This is a genomic window from Nocardioides montaniterrae (genome assembly GCF_054782655.1).
In genome coordinates this window covers 310,189-324,485 of sequence record NZ_BAAGSB010000002.1, presented here as the reverse complement: position 1 = coordinate 324,485, position 14,297 = coordinate 310,189, and the positions used below count along the sequence as shown (strand labels likewise).

The 14,297-nt window shown below is 71.4% G+C and carries 16 protein-coding genes; 8 read left to right on the top strand and 8 right to left on the bottom strand.

The window, feature by feature from the left end; translation table 11 throughout:
* Positions 1-88: 88 nt before the first annotated feature.
* Both manA and ACYVJ3_RS05000 read left to right on the top strand, forming a co-directional pair.
* The gene (gene manA, locus ACYVJ3_RS05005) at positions 89-1,270 is read left to right on the top strand and encodes a mannose-6-phosphate isomerase, class I (protein WP_460851414.1); all 1,182 of its coding nucleotides are present in this window, start codon (positions 89-91) and stop codon (positions 1,268-1,270) included.
* A 167-nt stretch (positions 1,271-1,437) separates the two neighbouring features.
* The gene (locus tag ACYVJ3_RS05000) at positions 1,438-1,746 is read left to right on the top strand and encodes a GIY-YIG nuclease family protein (protein WP_460851413.1); all 309 of its coding nucleotides are present in this window, start codon (positions 1,438-1,440) and stop codon (positions 1,744-1,746) included.
* A 56-nt stretch (positions 1,747-1,802) separates the two neighbouring features.
* Here ACYVJ3_RS05000 and ACYVJ3_RS04995 read toward each other — a convergent pair whose 3' ends face one another.
* Positions 1,803-2,567 carry a DUF4143 domain-containing protein gene (locus ACYVJ3_RS04995; protein ID WP_460851412.1) on the bottom strand — a complete coding sequence of 255 codons (765 nt, stop codon included), beginning with the start codon at positions 2,565-2,567 and terminating at the stop codon, positions 1,803-1,805.
* Positions 2,568-2,704: 137 nt separating this feature from the next.
* Between ACYVJ3_RS04995 and cysD the strand changes: the two genes are divergently transcribed.
* From cysD to ACYVJ3_RS04975, 4 genes are all read left to right on the top strand, one after another.
* The gene (gene cysD, locus ACYVJ3_RS04990) at positions 2,705-3,619 is read left to right on the top strand and encodes a sulfate adenylyltransferase subunit CysD (protein ID WP_460851411.1); all 915 of its coding nucleotides are present in this window, start codon (positions 2,705-2,707) and stop codon (positions 3,617-3,619) included.
* 17 nt (positions 3,620-3,636) lie between these two features.
* Positions 3,637-4,881 carry a sulfate adenylyltransferase subunit 1 gene (locus tag ACYVJ3_RS04985; protein WP_460851410.1) on the top strand — a complete coding sequence of 415 codons (1,245 nt, stop codon included), beginning with the start codon at positions 3,637-3,639 and terminating at the stop codon, positions 4,879-4,881.
* 76 nt (positions 4,882-4,957) lie between these two features.
* Positions 4,958-5,959, top strand: coding sequence for a UDP-glucose 4-epimerase GalE (galE, locus tag ACYVJ3_RS04980; protein WP_460851409.1), 1,002 nt, complete (start codon positions 4,958-4,960; stop codon positions 5,957-5,959).
* 52 nt (positions 5,960-6,011) lie between these two features.
* Positions 6,012-7,796, top strand: a complete 1,785-nt coding sequence (locus ACYVJ3_RS04975) for an ABC transporter ATP-binding protein (protein WP_460851408.1) — start codon at positions 6,012-6,014, stop codon at positions 7,794-7,796.
* Positions 7,797-7,806: 10 nt separating this feature from the next.
* Here the strand turns inward: ACYVJ3_RS04975 and ACYVJ3_RS04970 are convergent, their stop codons facing one another.
* The 5 genes from ACYVJ3_RS04970 to ACYVJ3_RS04950 form a co-directional block, all read right to left on the bottom strand.
* A complete protein-coding gene (locus ACYVJ3_RS04970; RefSeq protein ID WP_460851407.1) occupies positions 7,807-8,328 on the bottom strand; it encodes a hypothetical protein in 522 nt (173 codons plus the stop codon).
* Between the two features lie 91 nt (positions 8,329-8,419).
* The gene (locus tag ACYVJ3_RS04965; protein WP_460851406.1) at positions 8,420-8,959 is read right to left on the bottom strand and encodes a hypothetical protein; all 540 of its coding nucleotides are present in this window, start codon (positions 8,957-8,959) and stop codon (positions 8,420-8,422) included.
* Positions 8,960-9,050: 91 nt separating this feature from the next.
* Entirely contained in the window at positions 9,051-9,323 is a 273-nt protein-coding gene (locus ACYVJ3_RS04960) for a hypothetical protein (protein ID WP_460851405.1), read from the bottom strand.
* On the bottom strand, positions 9,320-10,039 hold the full coding sequence (locus ACYVJ3_RS04955; RefSeq protein WP_460851404.1) for a GTPase domain-containing protein: 720 nt from the start codon (positions 10,037-10,039) through the stop codon (positions 9,320-9,322). Before ACYVJ3_RS04955 ends, ACYVJ3_RS04960 begins: the two co-directional genes overlap by 4 nt.
* A complete protein-coding gene (locus ACYVJ3_RS04950) occupies positions 10,029-11,003 on the bottom strand; it encodes a glycosyltransferase family 4 protein (protein ID WP_460851403.1) in 975 nt (324 codons plus the stop codon). Before ACYVJ3_RS04950 ends, ACYVJ3_RS04955 begins: the two co-directional genes overlap by 11 nt.
* Before the next feature lie 48 nt (positions 11,004-11,051).
* Here ACYVJ3_RS04950 and ACYVJ3_RS04945 point away from each other — a divergent pair, with 48 nt between their 5' ends.
* Together ACYVJ3_RS04945 and ACYVJ3_RS04940 are read left to right on the top strand one after the other, a co-directional pair.
* The gene (locus tag ACYVJ3_RS04945; protein WP_460851402.1) at positions 11,052-11,762 is read left to right on the top strand and encodes a class I SAM-dependent methyltransferase; all 711 of its coding nucleotides are present in this window, start codon (positions 11,052-11,054) and stop codon (positions 11,760-11,762) included.
* Complete coding sequence (locus tag ACYVJ3_RS04940) at positions 11,759-12,850, top strand: glycosyltransferase WbsX family protein (RefSeq protein WP_460851401.1); 1,092 nt, start codon at positions 11,759-11,761, stop codon at positions 12,848-12,850. Before ACYVJ3_RS04945 ends, ACYVJ3_RS04940 begins: the two co-directional genes overlap by 4 nt.
* Before the next feature lie 7 nt (positions 12,851-12,857).
* On the opposite strand, the gene ACYVJ3_RS04935 is transcribed toward ACYVJ3_RS04940, so the two are convergent.
* The gene (locus ACYVJ3_RS04935; protein WP_460851400.1) at positions 12,858-13,523 is read right to left on the bottom strand and encodes a class I SAM-dependent methyltransferase; all 666 of its coding nucleotides are present in this window, start codon (positions 13,521-13,523) and stop codon (positions 12,858-12,860) included.
* The gene (locus tag ACYVJ3_RS04930) at positions 13,523-14,272 is read right to left on the bottom strand and encodes a polysaccharide deacetylase family protein (RefSeq protein WP_460851399.1); all 750 of its coding nucleotides are present in this window, start codon (positions 14,270-14,272) and stop codon (positions 13,523-13,525) included. Before ACYVJ3_RS04930 ends, ACYVJ3_RS04935 begins: the two co-directional genes overlap by 1 nt.
* Positions 14,273-14,297: the final 25 nt, after the last annotated feature.

Here is a 14,297-nt window from a genome sequence, read left to right as displayed (position 1 = left end):
AGCACACGGACAAACTCAGCCGGGACCTTCGTCCCGTCCTGACCCGGTGTGCGACCGACGTCACGTTCGTCCGGTAGCGTCCAGGCACGTGTTTGCCCTCGACTGCGCCACTCAGCGATATGACTGGGGATCGACCGACGGGATCCCGCAGTTCCGCGGGGTCCCCGCCAACGGCTCACCCGTGGCCGAGGTCTGGATGGGCACCCACCCGCTCGGTCCCGCGCAACTGCTGACCGGCGACGGCTCCAAGCCGCTCCAGGACGTGGCCGGCGAGCTGCCGTTCATGATGAAGATCCTCGCGGCCGCCCGGCCGCTGTCGATCCAGGTGCATCCGCAGTCCACCCGCGCCGCGGCCGGTTTCGCGGACGAGGAGGCCGCCGGCGTACCACTCGACGCGGCCGACCGGGTGTTCAAGGACCCGCAGCCCAAGCCCGAGATGGTCTACGCCCTGTCGACGTTCGACACCCTGGTCGGCTTCCGGCCGACCGCCGAGATCCTGCGGGTGCTCTCGCCGATCGAGTCACCGACCGTGCAGTCGCTGACGGCGTACCTGCGCCGCAACCCCGGCTTCCGCGGCATCGTGAACACGCTCAAGCGGCTCCTCGACGAGCCGCCGAGCACCGAGGAGCTGCACGCCATCGTCGCCCAGTGCGGGCGTGCGCTGGAGCTCGGCATCGACGTCAAGCGGGCCTACGCGACCGCGCAGATGATCGCCGAGTCGTTCCCCGACGACGTCGGCGTGCTCATCTCGCTGATGCTCAACCGCCTCACGCTCCAGCCGGGCGAGGCGGCGTACCTCGAGGCCGGGATCATCCACGCCCACCTCTCCGGGATGTGCCTGGAGGTCATGGTGTCCTCCGACAACGTGCTCCGCGCCGGCCTCACCACCAAGCACGTCGCGGCCGACGAGCTCGTCCGCTGCCTGAGCAAGGGCATGTCCCGCGTCGCCCGCGTGACGCCCCGCCTGTTCGGCACCTCCACCGATGTCTTCTCCCCCGGCCAGGGCGACTTCGCGCTGTCGCTGACCCAGTGCTCCCCCGCCGACCCCGACGGCATCCTCCTGCCGGCGCGTGGCCACCGTCTGCTCGTCTGCACCGGCGGCGAGGCGATCGTGACCAACGAGGCCGGCGAGGGCCTGCGCCTGCGCCGCGGCGACTCGGCGTACGCCGGGCCCGACGACGGCGACCTCCACGTGATCGGCACCGGCGAGATCGCCCAGGCCTTCCAGCCCCGCGACGAGGTCGTCGGGGTGCTCACCGACCTCGTCTGAACCACTTCGTTGGTTGAGGAGGCCGAGTCCCCACTTTCGTTGGTTGAGGAGGCCGAGTCCCCACTTTCGTTGGTTGAGTAGGCCGAGCCGCTAGGCGAGGCCGTATCGAAACCAACGCCTGTGGAGAAGCGGTTGACGCTCTCGGGACGCCGACGCACAGTCAGGTGATGCCGTGGACCTACATGCTTCGCTGCTCGGACGGGACCTACTACGTCGGCAGCACTCGGTCACTCGAGAAGCGCCTTGGGGAGCACCAGCAGGGTCTCGGTGCGGCGTACACGCGCCGACGCCGTCCGGTCGAGCTGGTGTGGTCGGCCGAGTACCCGAACGTCGGCGAGGCGTTCTTCTGGGAGAAGCGGATCCAGGGCTGGTCGCGCAAGAAGCGGGAGGCCTTGATCCGAGGTGACTACGCAGCGCTGCCGGCCCTTGCGAAGAAGGACTTCTCGAAGCGGCGGCCCGACGAGGCCGAAGGCTGAGCTGGTTTCGATGCGCCGCTCGCTGGCGCTCGCGGCTACTCAACCAACGACCCCGGCTACTCCCAGTCCCAGATCGAGGAGATCGGGAGGACCCAGAGGCCGGGGCGGTACTTGAAGCCGACGGGGGCGGTGTTGAGCACGATGCCTCCACGGAAGCGGGAGCCGGCGCGGCGGGCGAGGGCCTCCAGGGCCGAGAACTGGTGCGGGCGGAACGCCGCGGCGGTGCGGATCTCGATGCCGTAGACCGTGTCGTCGGACAGCTCGACCAGCAGGTCGACCGCCAGACCGTTGCGCTCACGCAGGTGGGTGAGGCCGAACTCGACGCTGCTCGTGGCCCGCTGGCGCAGGAGCGCCACGATCGCCAGCCCCTCCAGCAGCGGCGCGAGCCGCGCACGGCCGCTCATCTGCAGCAGCTCCCCGGTCGGTACGCCGCCCAGGTGGCGCGCGAGCGCGGGGTCGGCGTGCAGCACCCGCGGCCGGGCGATCGGGCGCTTCGCGACGCTCGAGCTGGTGCCGGGAAGCAGGTGGATGAGACCGAGCCGCTCGAGAAGGGCGACGTACGGCGCGATGGTGGTGCCCGGGATGCCGGCGGCGGCCCCGAGCCGGGCCATGTTCAGCTCCGCGGACGGTGGCTGCGCCATCGAGGTGAGCAGGGCTCGCAGGCGGGCGCGGTCCAGGCGGCCGGTCTCGGCAGGCCCCTCCAACGGCTCGGCAACCGGACCGGCCAGCGCGTCGACGTACTCCGCGATGGTCCACGCCGAGCGCACCTCGCCGGGCTCGGAGGCACGCGAGCCGAGACGGGCGACGAAGTCGGCGGGCACGGCCGCAGCCTAACTCGTAGATTTGTCTACGCGCGTCGCGGCGATGCCGGAGCCCATTGACGGACGTGCCACCATGGGCGCACCTCAACCCCCAAGTTGCCCCCGAGGGCACGGTTGGAAGGAAGGCATCACCCCGCATGACACAGACCCACAGCGACTACCGGCTGAGTCAGCTCGACCAGCTGGAAGCAGAGTCGATCCACATCTTCCGTGAGGTCGCGGCCGAGTTCGAGAAGCCCGTCCTCATGTTCTCCGGCGGCAAGGACAGCATCGTCATGCTGCGCCTCGCGGAGAAGGCCTTCTTCCCGGCCAAGATCCCGTTCCCGATCCTGCAGGTCGACACCGGCCTGGACTTCCCCGAGGTCATGGAGACCCGCGACCGCTGGGTCAACCGCCTCGGCGTGAACCTGGTCGTGGCCAGCATCGACGACGCGATCGCCAAGGGCATCGTCCCGGACGCCGCGAAGATCAGCCGCAACCGCCTCCAGATCCCGACGCTGCTCAACGCGCTCGAGGAGGGTGGCTTCACCGCCGCCTTCGGTGGCGGTCGCCGCGACGAGGAGAAGGCCCGCGCCAAGGAGCGCGTCTACTCCCACCGCGACGAGTTCGGCCAGTGGGACCCGAAGATGCAGCGCCCCGAGCTGTGGAGCCTGTACAACGGCCGCCTGCACGAGGGCGAGCACATGCGCATCTTCCCGATCTCCAACTGGACCGAGCTGGACATCTGGGACTACATCGGCCGCGAGGGCATCGAGATCCCGGGCATCTACTTCAGCCACCAGCGCCGCGTCTTCGAGCGCGACGGCATGCTGATGACCGAGACGCCGCTCAACCCGTGCCGCGAGGGCGAGGTCGCCGAGGAGCGCACCGTCCGCTTCCGCACCTGCGGTGACATCACCCTGACCGGTTGCGTCGAGAGCACCGCGTCCACCATTGCCGAGATCATCGAGGAGGTCGCCGCCGCCCGGGTCACCGAGCGTGGCGCCACCCGCGGTGACGACCGGTTCTCCGAGGCTGCCATGGAGGACCGCAAGAAGGAGGGTTACTTCTGATGGGTACCGAGACCGGAATGGACCTTCTCCGCTTCGCGACCGCTGGCTCCGTCGACGACGGCAAGTCCACGCTCATCGGCCGGCTGCTGTTCGACTCGAAGTCGATCTTCGCCGACCAGATGGACGCGATCGAGGCCACCTCGACGGCCAAGGGCCACGACTACGTCGACCTCTCGCTGCTGACCGACGGCCTGCGCTCCGAGCGCGAGCAGGGCATCACCATCGACGTGGCCTACCGCTACTTCGCGACGCCGAGCCGCAAGTTCATCATCGCCGACACCCCCGGCCACGTTCAGTACACGCGGAACATGGTCACCGGTGCCTCCACCGCCGACCTGGGCCTGGTGCTGGTCGACGCCCGTCACGGCCTGACCGAGCAGAGCCGCCGCCACGCGGTGCTCCTCTCGCTGCTGCGGGTGCCGCACCTGGTGCTGTGCATCAACAAGATGGACCTCGTCGACTTCTCGCAGGAGGTCTACGAGAAGATCCACGCCGAGTTCACGCAGTTCGCGACCAAGCTGAACATCCCGGACCTCGAGGTCATCCCGATCTCGGCGCTCGCCGGCGACAACGTGGTCAACCGCTCCGAGAACATGGAGTGGTACTCCGGCCCGACGCTGATGCACCACCTCGAGCACGTCCACGTCGCGTCCGACCGCGACCTGGTCGACACCCGCTTCCCGGTGCAGTACGTCGTGCGTCCCAAGTCCGACGAGCACCACGACTACCGCGGCTACGCGGGCCAGGTCGCCGGTGGCGTGCTCAAGCCGGGCGACGAGGTCGTCGTCCTCCCCTCGGGCATGACCTCGAAGATCGCGGGCATCGACCTGTTCGACAAGGAGATCGACGAGGCGTTCCCGCCGATGTCGGTCACCGTGCGTCTCGAGGACGACGTCGACGTGTCGCGCGGCGACATGATCGCCCGCGTCAAGAACGCGCCGACGCCGAGCCAGGACATCGACGCGATGGTCTGCTGGATGACCGACGCCCCGCTGCAGCCCCGGCAGAAGCTGGCGATCAAGCACACGACCCGCAACGGTCGCGCGCTGGTCAAGGACATCCAGTACCGCCTGGACGTCAACACGCTGCACCGCGACCAGGACGCCGGCAAGCTCGAGCTGAACGAGATCGGCCGCGTCCAGCTGCGCACCACCGTGCCGCTGCTGTGCGACCCGTACTCCAAGAACCGCACCACGGGCTCGTTCATCCTGATCGACGAGTCGACGGGCATCACCGTCGGCGCGGGCATGATCAACGGCTGACGCACGCAGCGCGCCGGACGGCGCCGCCCCTTCACGGGCGGCGCCGTTCCGCTTTTCCCTGTGCCAGACTCGCGACGTGAAGATCCTGGTGACCGGCGGGGCGGGTTACCTCGGATCGGTCACGTGCACGTCACTCGAGGCGGCCGGCCACACGCCGATCGTGCTCGACTCCCTGGTGACCGGGCCGCGGGCGTTCGTCGGCGACCGGATCTTCTACGAGGGTGACGTCGCCGACCGCGCACTCGTACGCCGGATCGTGGCCGACCACCCGGACCTCGACGCGACGATCCACATGGCAGCCCTCGTGGTCGTGCCCCAGTCGGTGGCCCACCCCGTCGACTACTACCGCGCCAACGTGGTCTCGTCGCTCGAGCTCTTCGACGAGCTCGCGACCCTCGGCCGGCCAGGCGTGGTGTTCTCGTCCTCGGCCTCCGTCTACGGGCCCTCGGCCGAGCCGGTGGTCACCGAGAGCAGCCCGCTGGCACCTGCGTCGCCGTACGCCCGCACCAAGACGATGGTCGAGGCCGTCCTGCGCGACCTCGCCGCGGCGGGCCGGATCCGCGCGGTGAACCTGCGCTACTTCAACCCGATCGGCTCCGATCCCGACGTACGCTCCGGCATCCATGCCCGCGAGCTGTCGCACGTCATCGGCCAGCTCGCCCGTGCGGCCCTCGGGCAGCAGGCCGCGTTCACGATCACCGGCACCGACTGGGACACCCGCGACGGCACCGGCGTACGTGACTACATCCACGCCTGGGACCTCGCGCGGGCACACGTGCGCGCGGTCGAGCGCCTCACCGCGCTGACCGACCACCCCACCGGCGAGGTGACGATCAACCTCGGCACCGGCTCCGGTGTGACGGTGCGCGAGCTGATCGCGACCTTCGAGGAGGTCTTCGGCCGGCCGGTGCCGGTCGTCGAGGGGCCGGCACGTCCCGGCGACATCGCCGGGTCGTACGCCGGCGTGGACCGGGCCCGCGACCTGCTCGACTGGCGCGCGGAGCTGGGCCTGGCCGACGGCATCGCCTCGACGCTCGCCTGGTCGGCCCGACGGCAAGAGGTCCTCGGCTACGCCTGATGCCTGACAGACTGGCCCGACACGCACTCGGGGGGCCAGGGAGGAGGCCGAGGTGCTGGCGACCGTACGCCGCGCATGGGCGCTGTTCGACGTACCCACCCGCAAGCGGCTGCTCCTCGCGCTCGGCGGCTCGGCCCTCATCGCGCTCGCCGATGTCGTGGCGCTGTTCGCCGTCGTACCCCTCATGCAGCTGCTGACGACCCCGGGCCGGCACGTCGGCGCGGTCGAGGTCGCGCGCGACGCGCTCGGCCATCCGAACGACGACCAGCTCGCGACGTACCTCGCCGGCATCATCTTCTCCGGCTTCCTGCTCAAGGGCCTGATGGCGATGGCGATCCGGTGGTGGATCCTCGGATTCATGAACCAGGAGATGGCCGTGGTGTCGGCGCGACTCCTGCGCTACTACCTGCGCGCCCCACTCTCGGTCTCGGCCGGCCGCGGCACCGCCGACCTCCTCCGCACCGCGAACGATGCGACGACCGTTTTCTTCAACCAGGTCGTCATCGGCGGCGCCGCGTTCGCGACGGAGGGCATCACGGTCCTCCTGATCGGGCTCAGCATCCTCGCCGTGCTGCCGCTTCCCGCCGTTGCGCTGGGCGCGTACTTCCTGTTCTGGGGCACCCTCATCCAGCGGTTCGCGCGGCGTCACGCCCGCGCGGCCGGGGAGGCGACGATGCATGGCGCCCGCGACAGCAACCGGACGGCCCTGCACGCCCTGGGCGGGATCAAGGAGATCAAGCTCCGACACGCCTCCGACGAGTTCGCCGCCGCCTACCTCGACGCACGGCGCCGCACCGCACGCTCCAGCCGGGTGATGACGTTCCTGACGGAGATGCCGAAGTACGCCATGGAGCTGGTGTTCGTCTCCGGCGTCGCGCTGCTCGCTGCGATCGCCTATCACGCGGGCGGGTCCGCGACCGCCCTCAGCACGCTGGCCATCTTCGCCGCCGCCGGCTTCAAGCTGATGCCGAGCGCGGTCCGCATGCTCGCCTCGGCCAGCCAGGTCCGCGCGGGCACCGCGGCACTCGAGCTCGTCGAGACCGACATCCTCGCGAGCCGCGATCTCGGCCCCGAGCCTGCCGAGTCGCCGGAGCCGCTCCCCTTCACCAGCGAGCTCCGCGTCGAGGACCTCCACTTCTCCTACGACGGCAGCCCGGTCGAGACCCTGCGCGGGATCGACCTCGCGCTGCCGCTCGGCACGTCCCTGGCCGTCGTCGGCCCGTCCGGAGCAGGCAAGAGCACGCTCGTGGACCTGCTCCTCGGCCTGCGGACACCGACCGCGGGCCGGATCACGGTCGACGGGACCGACATCGCCGCTGACCTCGGCGCCTGGCACCACCAGCTCGCCGTCGTCCCCCAGGACGTCTACGTCCTGGACGCCACGCTGCGTGACAACGTGACCTTCACCCGCACCACCGAGGCCGACGACGCACGCGTCATGGAGTGCCTCGAGGCCGCCCACCTCGGCGACCTCGCGCGCGCCGGCGGCCTCGACCAGTCCGTGGGCGAACGCGGCGTACGCATCTCCGGCGGCCAGCGCCAGCGCCTCGGCATCGCCCGCGCGCTCTACCGACGCCCCGCGCTGCTGGTCCTCGACGAGGCGACGTCCTCGCTCGACAACGAGACCGAGCACGAGATCACCCGGACCATCGACCGGTTGAGCGGATCGGTGACGACGGTCGTGGTCGCGCACCGGCTCTCGACGGTGCGCCACTGCCACCAGATCGCGTTCCTGAAGGACGGCAAGGTCGAGGCGGTCGGAACCTTCGAGGAGGTACGCCGGGCCTCCGCCGACTTCGCCCGGCTGGTGGAGCTCGGCTCGCTCGAGGCCGACTGAGGCCAGCGCCTCAGAAGCTCTTGGTCGGCGCGGTGACCTTGTGACCGAAGGAGTCCGTGCCGCTGGCCGTCACCGACCGGTTCGGGAGGTTGAGGCTCGCCAGCCAGGTGAGCTTGACCTGGGGCGCACAGGCGCCGGCCGCGAGCGGGGCGTTGTAGGTCACCGTGATGACGCCCAGGCCGACCAGGTCGGCGAGCGAGGACGTCAGCGTCCAGCCGGAGCCGCTGACGCTCGGCAGGACCGAGAGGCCGAGGCCGACGTTGAACGTCATGGTGATCGGGCTGAGGATGCTCACGGTGCCGGTGTTGCAGACCGTCGCGGTCGCGCTGGCTCCGACGCCGAGCAGACCGCCGTTGAAGCCGGCCTGGGTGACGGTGAGCTGACCGACCGGGCTGCCGACCGCTGCGGCGGGCGCCGCCGTCGCGACCGCGATGACGGGAACGGCCCAGGTGCTGTTGGCCGCGATCCGGAGGACGGAGCGACGGGAGGAGGGACGCGTCGCGTCCTGCTCCCCCAGCTCTGCGTCGCCCATCACACCCCCGTTGGTTCGACCCTGCAACCGAGGGTACGTGGCCACGAACGAGCCACCCAAGGCGCCGATCACCCAGGTCGCGCTCGCGGGACTACTTGAAGGTGTCGCTGTTGCTCAGAGAGTGACCGTAGATGTCGGTGCCGCTCGCGGTTCCGGTGATGGTGCCGACGCCCACCGAGAGCACCGGGGTCAGGGTGAATGCGGTCGTCGGGGCGCCGGGCGCAAGGGATCCGCCGTTCCAGACGAGGACGAGCTGGCCGGAGACGTTGATGGTGTTGCCGCTGGCGAAGCTCCAGCCGGTGCCGGAGAGGTTCCAGGCGAGACCCGCGTCGATGAGCGGGAACTGGATCGTCACCGTGATCGGGCCGGTCGTGGCGACGGTGCCGTTGTTGAGCACCGCCCCGGTCAGGCTGGTGACCAGCAGGCCGGCGAGGTTCTTGTTCGCCACGGGCTGGGAGCCGGCCAGGCCGGCCGCGTTGGTCAGCTCGATCGAACCGGTCGGACTGCCGACCGCGGCAGCGGGAGCGGTCGTCGCCGCTGCGATCACGGGCACCGCCCATGCACTGCCCGCTGCGATGCGCAGGACCGAGCGACGCGTCGCGCCCTGCACCACCCGCGGTTCGTCGCCCATCGCTGCGGATCCTCCAGTCCCCGGGTTGCGAGCCTACCGTCGAACGACCGGGCGCACGGGCGTCTCCACGAGATCAGGACCGGCGGTCGCATCACATCGCGGGTCGCCCCTCGACGACCTCGATGAGCCGCGCACGCTCCAGCTCCGCGAGCATGGAGTCCCAGGCGCCCTGCGGGCTCTCCGGCTCCCCGAACTCCGCGAAGAGCTGGTCGCGCAGCAGGTCGGCGGCCACGCCGCCGGACCCCACGAGACCGATCAACCGGCTCGCGACGGGACCTAGCAGGAGCACGTCCCCCCGGACCAGGACCACCAGCTCGCCGTCGATCTCGACCTCGTCGTCGACCGGCCCGCGCCGCAGCATCATGAGCGACCCACCAGGTCGGCGACCAGGGGCGCCAGGTCCGCCGCATCGGCGTACCGCACCGTGAGGACCGGTACGCCGGCCAGCAGGTCGGCCACGGTGCGCAACGGGCGCTCGAACGCGGTCAGGTGCGAGGTGTGCTCGGCGAGCAGGGGGAGCGCCGCGGCCCGGCGTACGGACTCGCTGGTGACCCCGGGCGTGCCGTCGCGGCGGAGCACGACGACGGCCGCCAGGGTGAGGGCATCGGGGGCATGCAGCAGGCCGAGGTCGTCCGGCGAGGTCTGCACCTTCGGGTAGGCCCCGTCCACGATCACGGACAGCGGCTTGGGGTGCGGCAGGACCCGCCCGTCGAGGGTGACGCCGACGGTCTCGTCGGTGACATAGGCGAAGCGGTGGGTCAGCTGCCGCACGGCCGTCGACTTGCCGACGCCGGAAGGCCCCACCAGGGCGACGGTCCGGCCGGAGTCCGGGTCGGCGAGCCCGGCGGCGTGCAGCATCCACAGCTCTCCCGCCCTGCGGTCGATCGCGGCGATCGTGACCATGCTGGAGAGCTGGGACATGGTGCCCGGGTGCCACTCGCCGAGCGCGACCGAGGTGTCCACCGGGGCATCGGCGAGGCTGCGTGACCATGCCGCGCGTACGACGGGCGCGTGCTCGGCGGCCACCTCGATCCCGACCGTCACCCCGAGTGCGCGGACCGCGACGACCTCAGTCGACATCGTTGCCCACCAGGTCGGGGGCGATGAGCACCAGGCCCGCACGGACCCGGTCGGCGACGTGCGCCCAGTCCGGGCGGTCGCGCGCGACCCGGCCGAGCCCGGCGGCACGGCGGATCGCGTCGGCGTACTCCTCGGCGCCGGTGGCGCTGTCGCTGGCCGCGCCGTCGCGACCGACGACCTCGGCCACCGCGCGACAGCTGCCGAGGTGGGCCACGGGGGTGCCGCTGCAGATCGCTTCGAGCGCGGGCAGCCCGAACCCCTCGACGGTCGAGGGCATCGCCAGCACCTCCGCGCCGCGGTAGCAGGCCGCGAGCTCGGCGTCACCCAGCCCGCTGAGGATCGTCGTACGGTCGGCGACGCCGTGCGCGCTCATCGTCCGAGCGACCACGTCCGCCTCACCCGAGACCACGACCAGGTCGCGGTCCGGCATCCGCGCCATCGCCCCCGCGAGGAGCGCGAGGTTCTTGTGGGCCTTGGCGTTGCCGACGTACAGGACGTAACGGCGGGAAGACTCGTACGCCGGTCCGGCCGGCGTGAACACCGGCGAGCAGGCGTTGCCCGTCACGTGCACGGTGACCGTGGGTCCGAGCCAGGAGCGCAGGTCGTCGGCCGACGACTCGGAGACGGTGAACACGTGGCCGCTGCGCCTGAGCGCGGGCTTGACCAGCCGCTCGAGGTAGAGCCGTTGCAGCGCGGCGTCGCGGCCGCGCGCGTGGAGGTAGATCAGGTCATGGACCGTGAGGACCTGGCGGGCGACAGACCGGCCGGTCCAGAAGGCCGGGCTGTAGATCAGGTCGGCCGCCGACGGCCGCCGCCACCCCTTCTCCAGGTAGGCGCGCGGCGACATCGCGTCCAGGTGCAGCTCGAGCGGTCGCTCCCCCAGGCCCAGTCGCGGCAGCACCTCGGCGGCGTACCGCGCGATGCCGAAGTGCCCGGTGTGCCGCGGGTCGACGTACAGGGTCACCGCGCAATCGTGGCACGACCGCGCCGCGCCACCGGCTAGCCTGCCCGCGTGACCCCGACCAGCCGTGCCCGCCGGATCGCGGGGCGGCTGCGCGCCGCGACGCGCGAGCAGGCGCGGTCGGCGTACTACGCGGCGTACGACCGCGACTTCCCCGGCAAGGACCTGCTCGGAGCGCGCGTGCGCCGCTGGGAGGCCGGCCGCGGCGACGTGCCCAAGGAGCCGGGGGCCTGGGACGAGCAGTACGCCGGCGGCGGCTGGGACTACCTGTCGGGCCTCGGCGAGGTCGCGCACTACGCCGTGATCGCCGGCTACGCGCGGCACCTCCATCCCGGCGGCTCGGTGCTGGACGTCGGCTGCGGGACCGGCGTGCTGCACGACCACCTCGCTGCCGGCGGGTACTCCCGCTACACCGGCGTCGACATCTCGTCGGTGGCGATCGCCGCGCTCGAGGCACGGGTGCCGCGAGGCTCGGCCGACTTCTTCGCCGTCGACGCCGACCGGTTCTCGCCTGAGCGGTCCTACGACCTGGTGATCCTCAACGAGTCGCTGACCTACTTCCCCGACCCCGCCGCGACGTTCCGGCGGTACCTGGGCTTCGTGGCGGACGGCGGCTTCGCGATCGTGTCCTGCCACCTGGAGTCGCCGCGCTCTCGGGCGATCCTGCGCTCGCTGGTCGACGAGCACGGCGCGCTCGACGAGACGGTGGTCCGGCAGGGTGCCAACTCGTGGCAGTGCGCGGTCTTCGCGGGGCCCGCATGACCGACGTCCCGGTGGCCGCGTTCGCCTACTACCTGCCGCAGTTCTACCCGGCTGCGCTCAACGAGCAGTGGTGGGGCGAGGGCTTCACCGAGTGGGTCTCGCTGCTGCGCTCGCACCGCGGCCACCGCTCGCCACGCGGTACGACGCTGACGCCCGGCGAGCTCGGGTTCTACGACCTCCGCTCCCCCGCCACGCGCGCCGCACAGGGTGACCTGGCCCGGTTCGGCGGGCTGTCGGCGCTGTGCGTCTACCACTACTGGTCCGCCGGGTCGCGACCCTTGGCCGCCGTCGAGGACCTCATCCTCGCCGACGGCCAGCCGGACTTCCCGTTCTTCCTGGGCTGGGCCAACCACGACTGGACGCTCGCCTGGAAGGACGACCCGACCGTCACCCTCGAGCAGGAGTACGACGAGCTCGACGACGACCGTCACATCGACTTCCTGCTCGACGCGATGCGCGACCCGCGCTACTGGACCATCGACGGACGCCACGCGCTGCTGGTCTACGACCCGCTCTCGATCCCTCGGGTCGCTGATGTCCTCGCTCGATGGCGTGCCGTCGCTCGGACGCGCGGCGTGGATCTGTTGCTGCTCGGAGCCACCCGGACCTCCGCGGTGCCTGCCGCGGAGTCCGTCGGGCTGGACCTCTGGGTCGAGGGAACCGCGCACGTCTTCTCCGCCTCCGGTCGGTGGGCTCGCGCTCGTTCGGCGCTGCGCTCGCCCGGTGCCGCGTGGCGGTTCGCCCGGCACCGGGACACCTTCACGCCCTACGCCTCCCTTGCGCGGCGTCTTGCCGAGACGGTGGCGGATCATCCGTCGGGCACGGTCCCGCTGGTCCTCTCGGGCTGGAACAACACCGGGCGCCGCTCCCGTCGCGCCGCGACGACCGACGTCTCCCCCGATGCGTTCCGGGCGGCCGTTGCCACTGCCGTGCGATCGGCGCCCGTCGTGGGGTCGGGTGCCGAGGCCCGGCGCCTGGTCGCGATCAACGCCTGGAACGAGTGGGGCGAGGGCATGGTCCTCGAGCCCTCCACCGAGCACGGCCGCGGGATGCTCGAGGCCCTGCGGGCCGGCCTGGGTCGGACCTGACCAGAGGTCAGCGCGCCCGGGCGACGACCACGAACTGGACGTAGGCACCGTCGCCGATCAGCCGGGTGAGGCGGTGCTTGATCCAGCGCCGCGGCGCCAGCGGGTCGGTGTCCCATCGCGCGTCAAGGCTCCCGATCCCCTCGACCCTCTCGACGGCGTACCCGGCGTCGGCGAACATCTCGACCATCGTCCTCCGGGTGAAGAACCGGACGTGCGTGCGGTCGAGCGTGCCGCTGTCGACGTAGTCCCACCGCCCCCTGCGCACCAGCTGCCACACCACCGGGAAGTACTGGATGCTCGGGATCGACGCGAGCACGGTGCCGCCGGGCTCGAGGAAGCGGTGGCAGTCGCGCAACGTCTGCCACGGGTCGAGGATGTGCTCGAGCACGTCGTTGAAGACGATGAGGTCGAAGCGCTCCTCGCCCATGGCATCGGGGAAGTAGCCCTCGACGACCCGGTCGTAGTCACCGGTCTGCTCGGCCAGGCGTGCCGACTCCGGCATCGCCTCGACGGCCACCACGCGGGCGTCCTTGCCGAGGAGGCGGCGCAGCGTCGCCCCGAACCCGCCATTGCCACAGCCGACCTCCAGCGTGGAGCGTGCGTCGGTCGGGACGTACGGCGCGACGTCGTCGCGCGCGTCGCGCCCGTAGGTCGACTGCGGCGGATGCTGCATCAGGCCCTCCTGGTCCGGAGGTTCTCGCCCACCGCCGCGAGACGGCCACGGATGCGGGTGCGCAGGTCGCGCTGGCCGCTCAGCCTCAGCTCCCAGGCAGGGGCCGCGACCGTGAGGGCCTCGCCGAGGGTGACCGCCTTGAGGCCCTGGCGGCGCACCTCCGCGAGGACGCCACGGATGAGCTCGACCCGGTCGAGCTCGGGGGCCGGTCCGTCGTCGACGCCGTCACAGCCGTCGGGGAAGCCGTCGTGCATCAGCACGACCTGACCACGCAGGCTGCTTCGGCGTACGTCGAGGAGGTACTCCTCCGGGTCCAGGGTCAGCCAGTCGCGGCACGTCAGCCCCCACATCACGGGGGTCATCCCGGCGTCGACCGTCGCCTGCCAGGAGGACGCGCTCTGCTTGCCGTAGGGCGGCCGGAACAGCTCGACCGACGAGCCGAGCAGGTCCTCGAGCTCCGCGCGCGCGTCGCGCAGCAGGGCAGGAAGCTCGGCCGGGGCGACGTCGGTGAGCAGGCGGTGGTCGCGACCGTGCAGGCCGACCTGATGACCAGCGGCGACCACCTCGGCGAGCAGGCCGGGCGCCTTGCGGACCCGCGAGAGCAGCACGAAGAAGGTCGCCCGCGCGCCCGCCTCGGCGAGCTCGGGAAGGAGCTGGTCGGTGATGTCGGCGGTCGGGCCGTCGTCGTACGTCAGCAGCGCGACGCCGGTCGGCGGGTGCACCCCGACCAGGGAGTCCCCGACCTTCATCCGATCACCTCCCGCGCGCGGTCGC

What these genes read in the sequence shown, in the direction of transcription:
- ACYVJ3_RS05000 (WP_460851413.1), top strand. Translation starts at nt 1,438, where the DNA reads ATGCCGTGGACCTACATGCTTCGCTGCTCGGACGGGACCTACTACGTC.
- cysD (WP_460851411.1), top strand. Translation starts at nt 2,705, where the DNA reads ATGACACAGACCCACAGCGACTACCGGCTGAGTCAGCTCGACCAGCTG.
- ACYVJ3_RS04985 (WP_460851410.1), top strand. Translation starts at nt 3,637, where the DNA reads ATGGACCTTCTCCGCTTCGCGACCGCTGGCTCCGTCGACGACGGCAAG.
- ACYVJ3_RS04970 (WP_460851407.1), bottom strand. Translation starts at nt 8,328, where the DNA reads ATGGGCGACGCAGAGCTGGGGGAGCAGGACGCGACGCGTCCCTCCTCC.
- ACYVJ3_RS04965 (WP_460851406.1), bottom strand. Translation starts at nt 8,959, where the DNA reads ATGGGCGACGAACCGCGGGTGGTGCAGGGCGCGACGCGTCGCTCGGTC.
- ACYVJ3_RS04960 (WP_460851405.1), bottom strand. Translation starts at nt 9,323, where the DNA reads ATGATGCTGCGGCGCGGGCCGGTCGACGACGAGGTCGAGATCGACGGC.
- ACYVJ3_RS04955 (WP_460851404.1), bottom strand. Translation starts at nt 10,039, where the DNA reads ATGTCGACTGAGGTCGTCGCGGTCCGCGCACTCGGGGTGACGGTCGGG.
- ACYVJ3_RS04940 (WP_460851401.1), top strand. Translation starts at nt 11,759, where the DNA reads ATGACCGACGTCCCGGTGGCCGCGTTCGCCTACTACCTGCCGCAGTTC.
- ACYVJ3_RS04935 (WP_460851400.1), bottom strand. Translation starts at nt 13,523, where the DNA reads ATGCAGCATCCGCCGCAGTCGACCTACGGGCGCGACGCGCGCGACGAC.
- ACYVJ3_RS04930 (WP_460851399.1), bottom strand. Translation starts at nt 14,272, where the DNA reads ATGAAGGTCGGGGACTCCCTGGTCGGGGTGCACCCGCCGACCGGCGTC.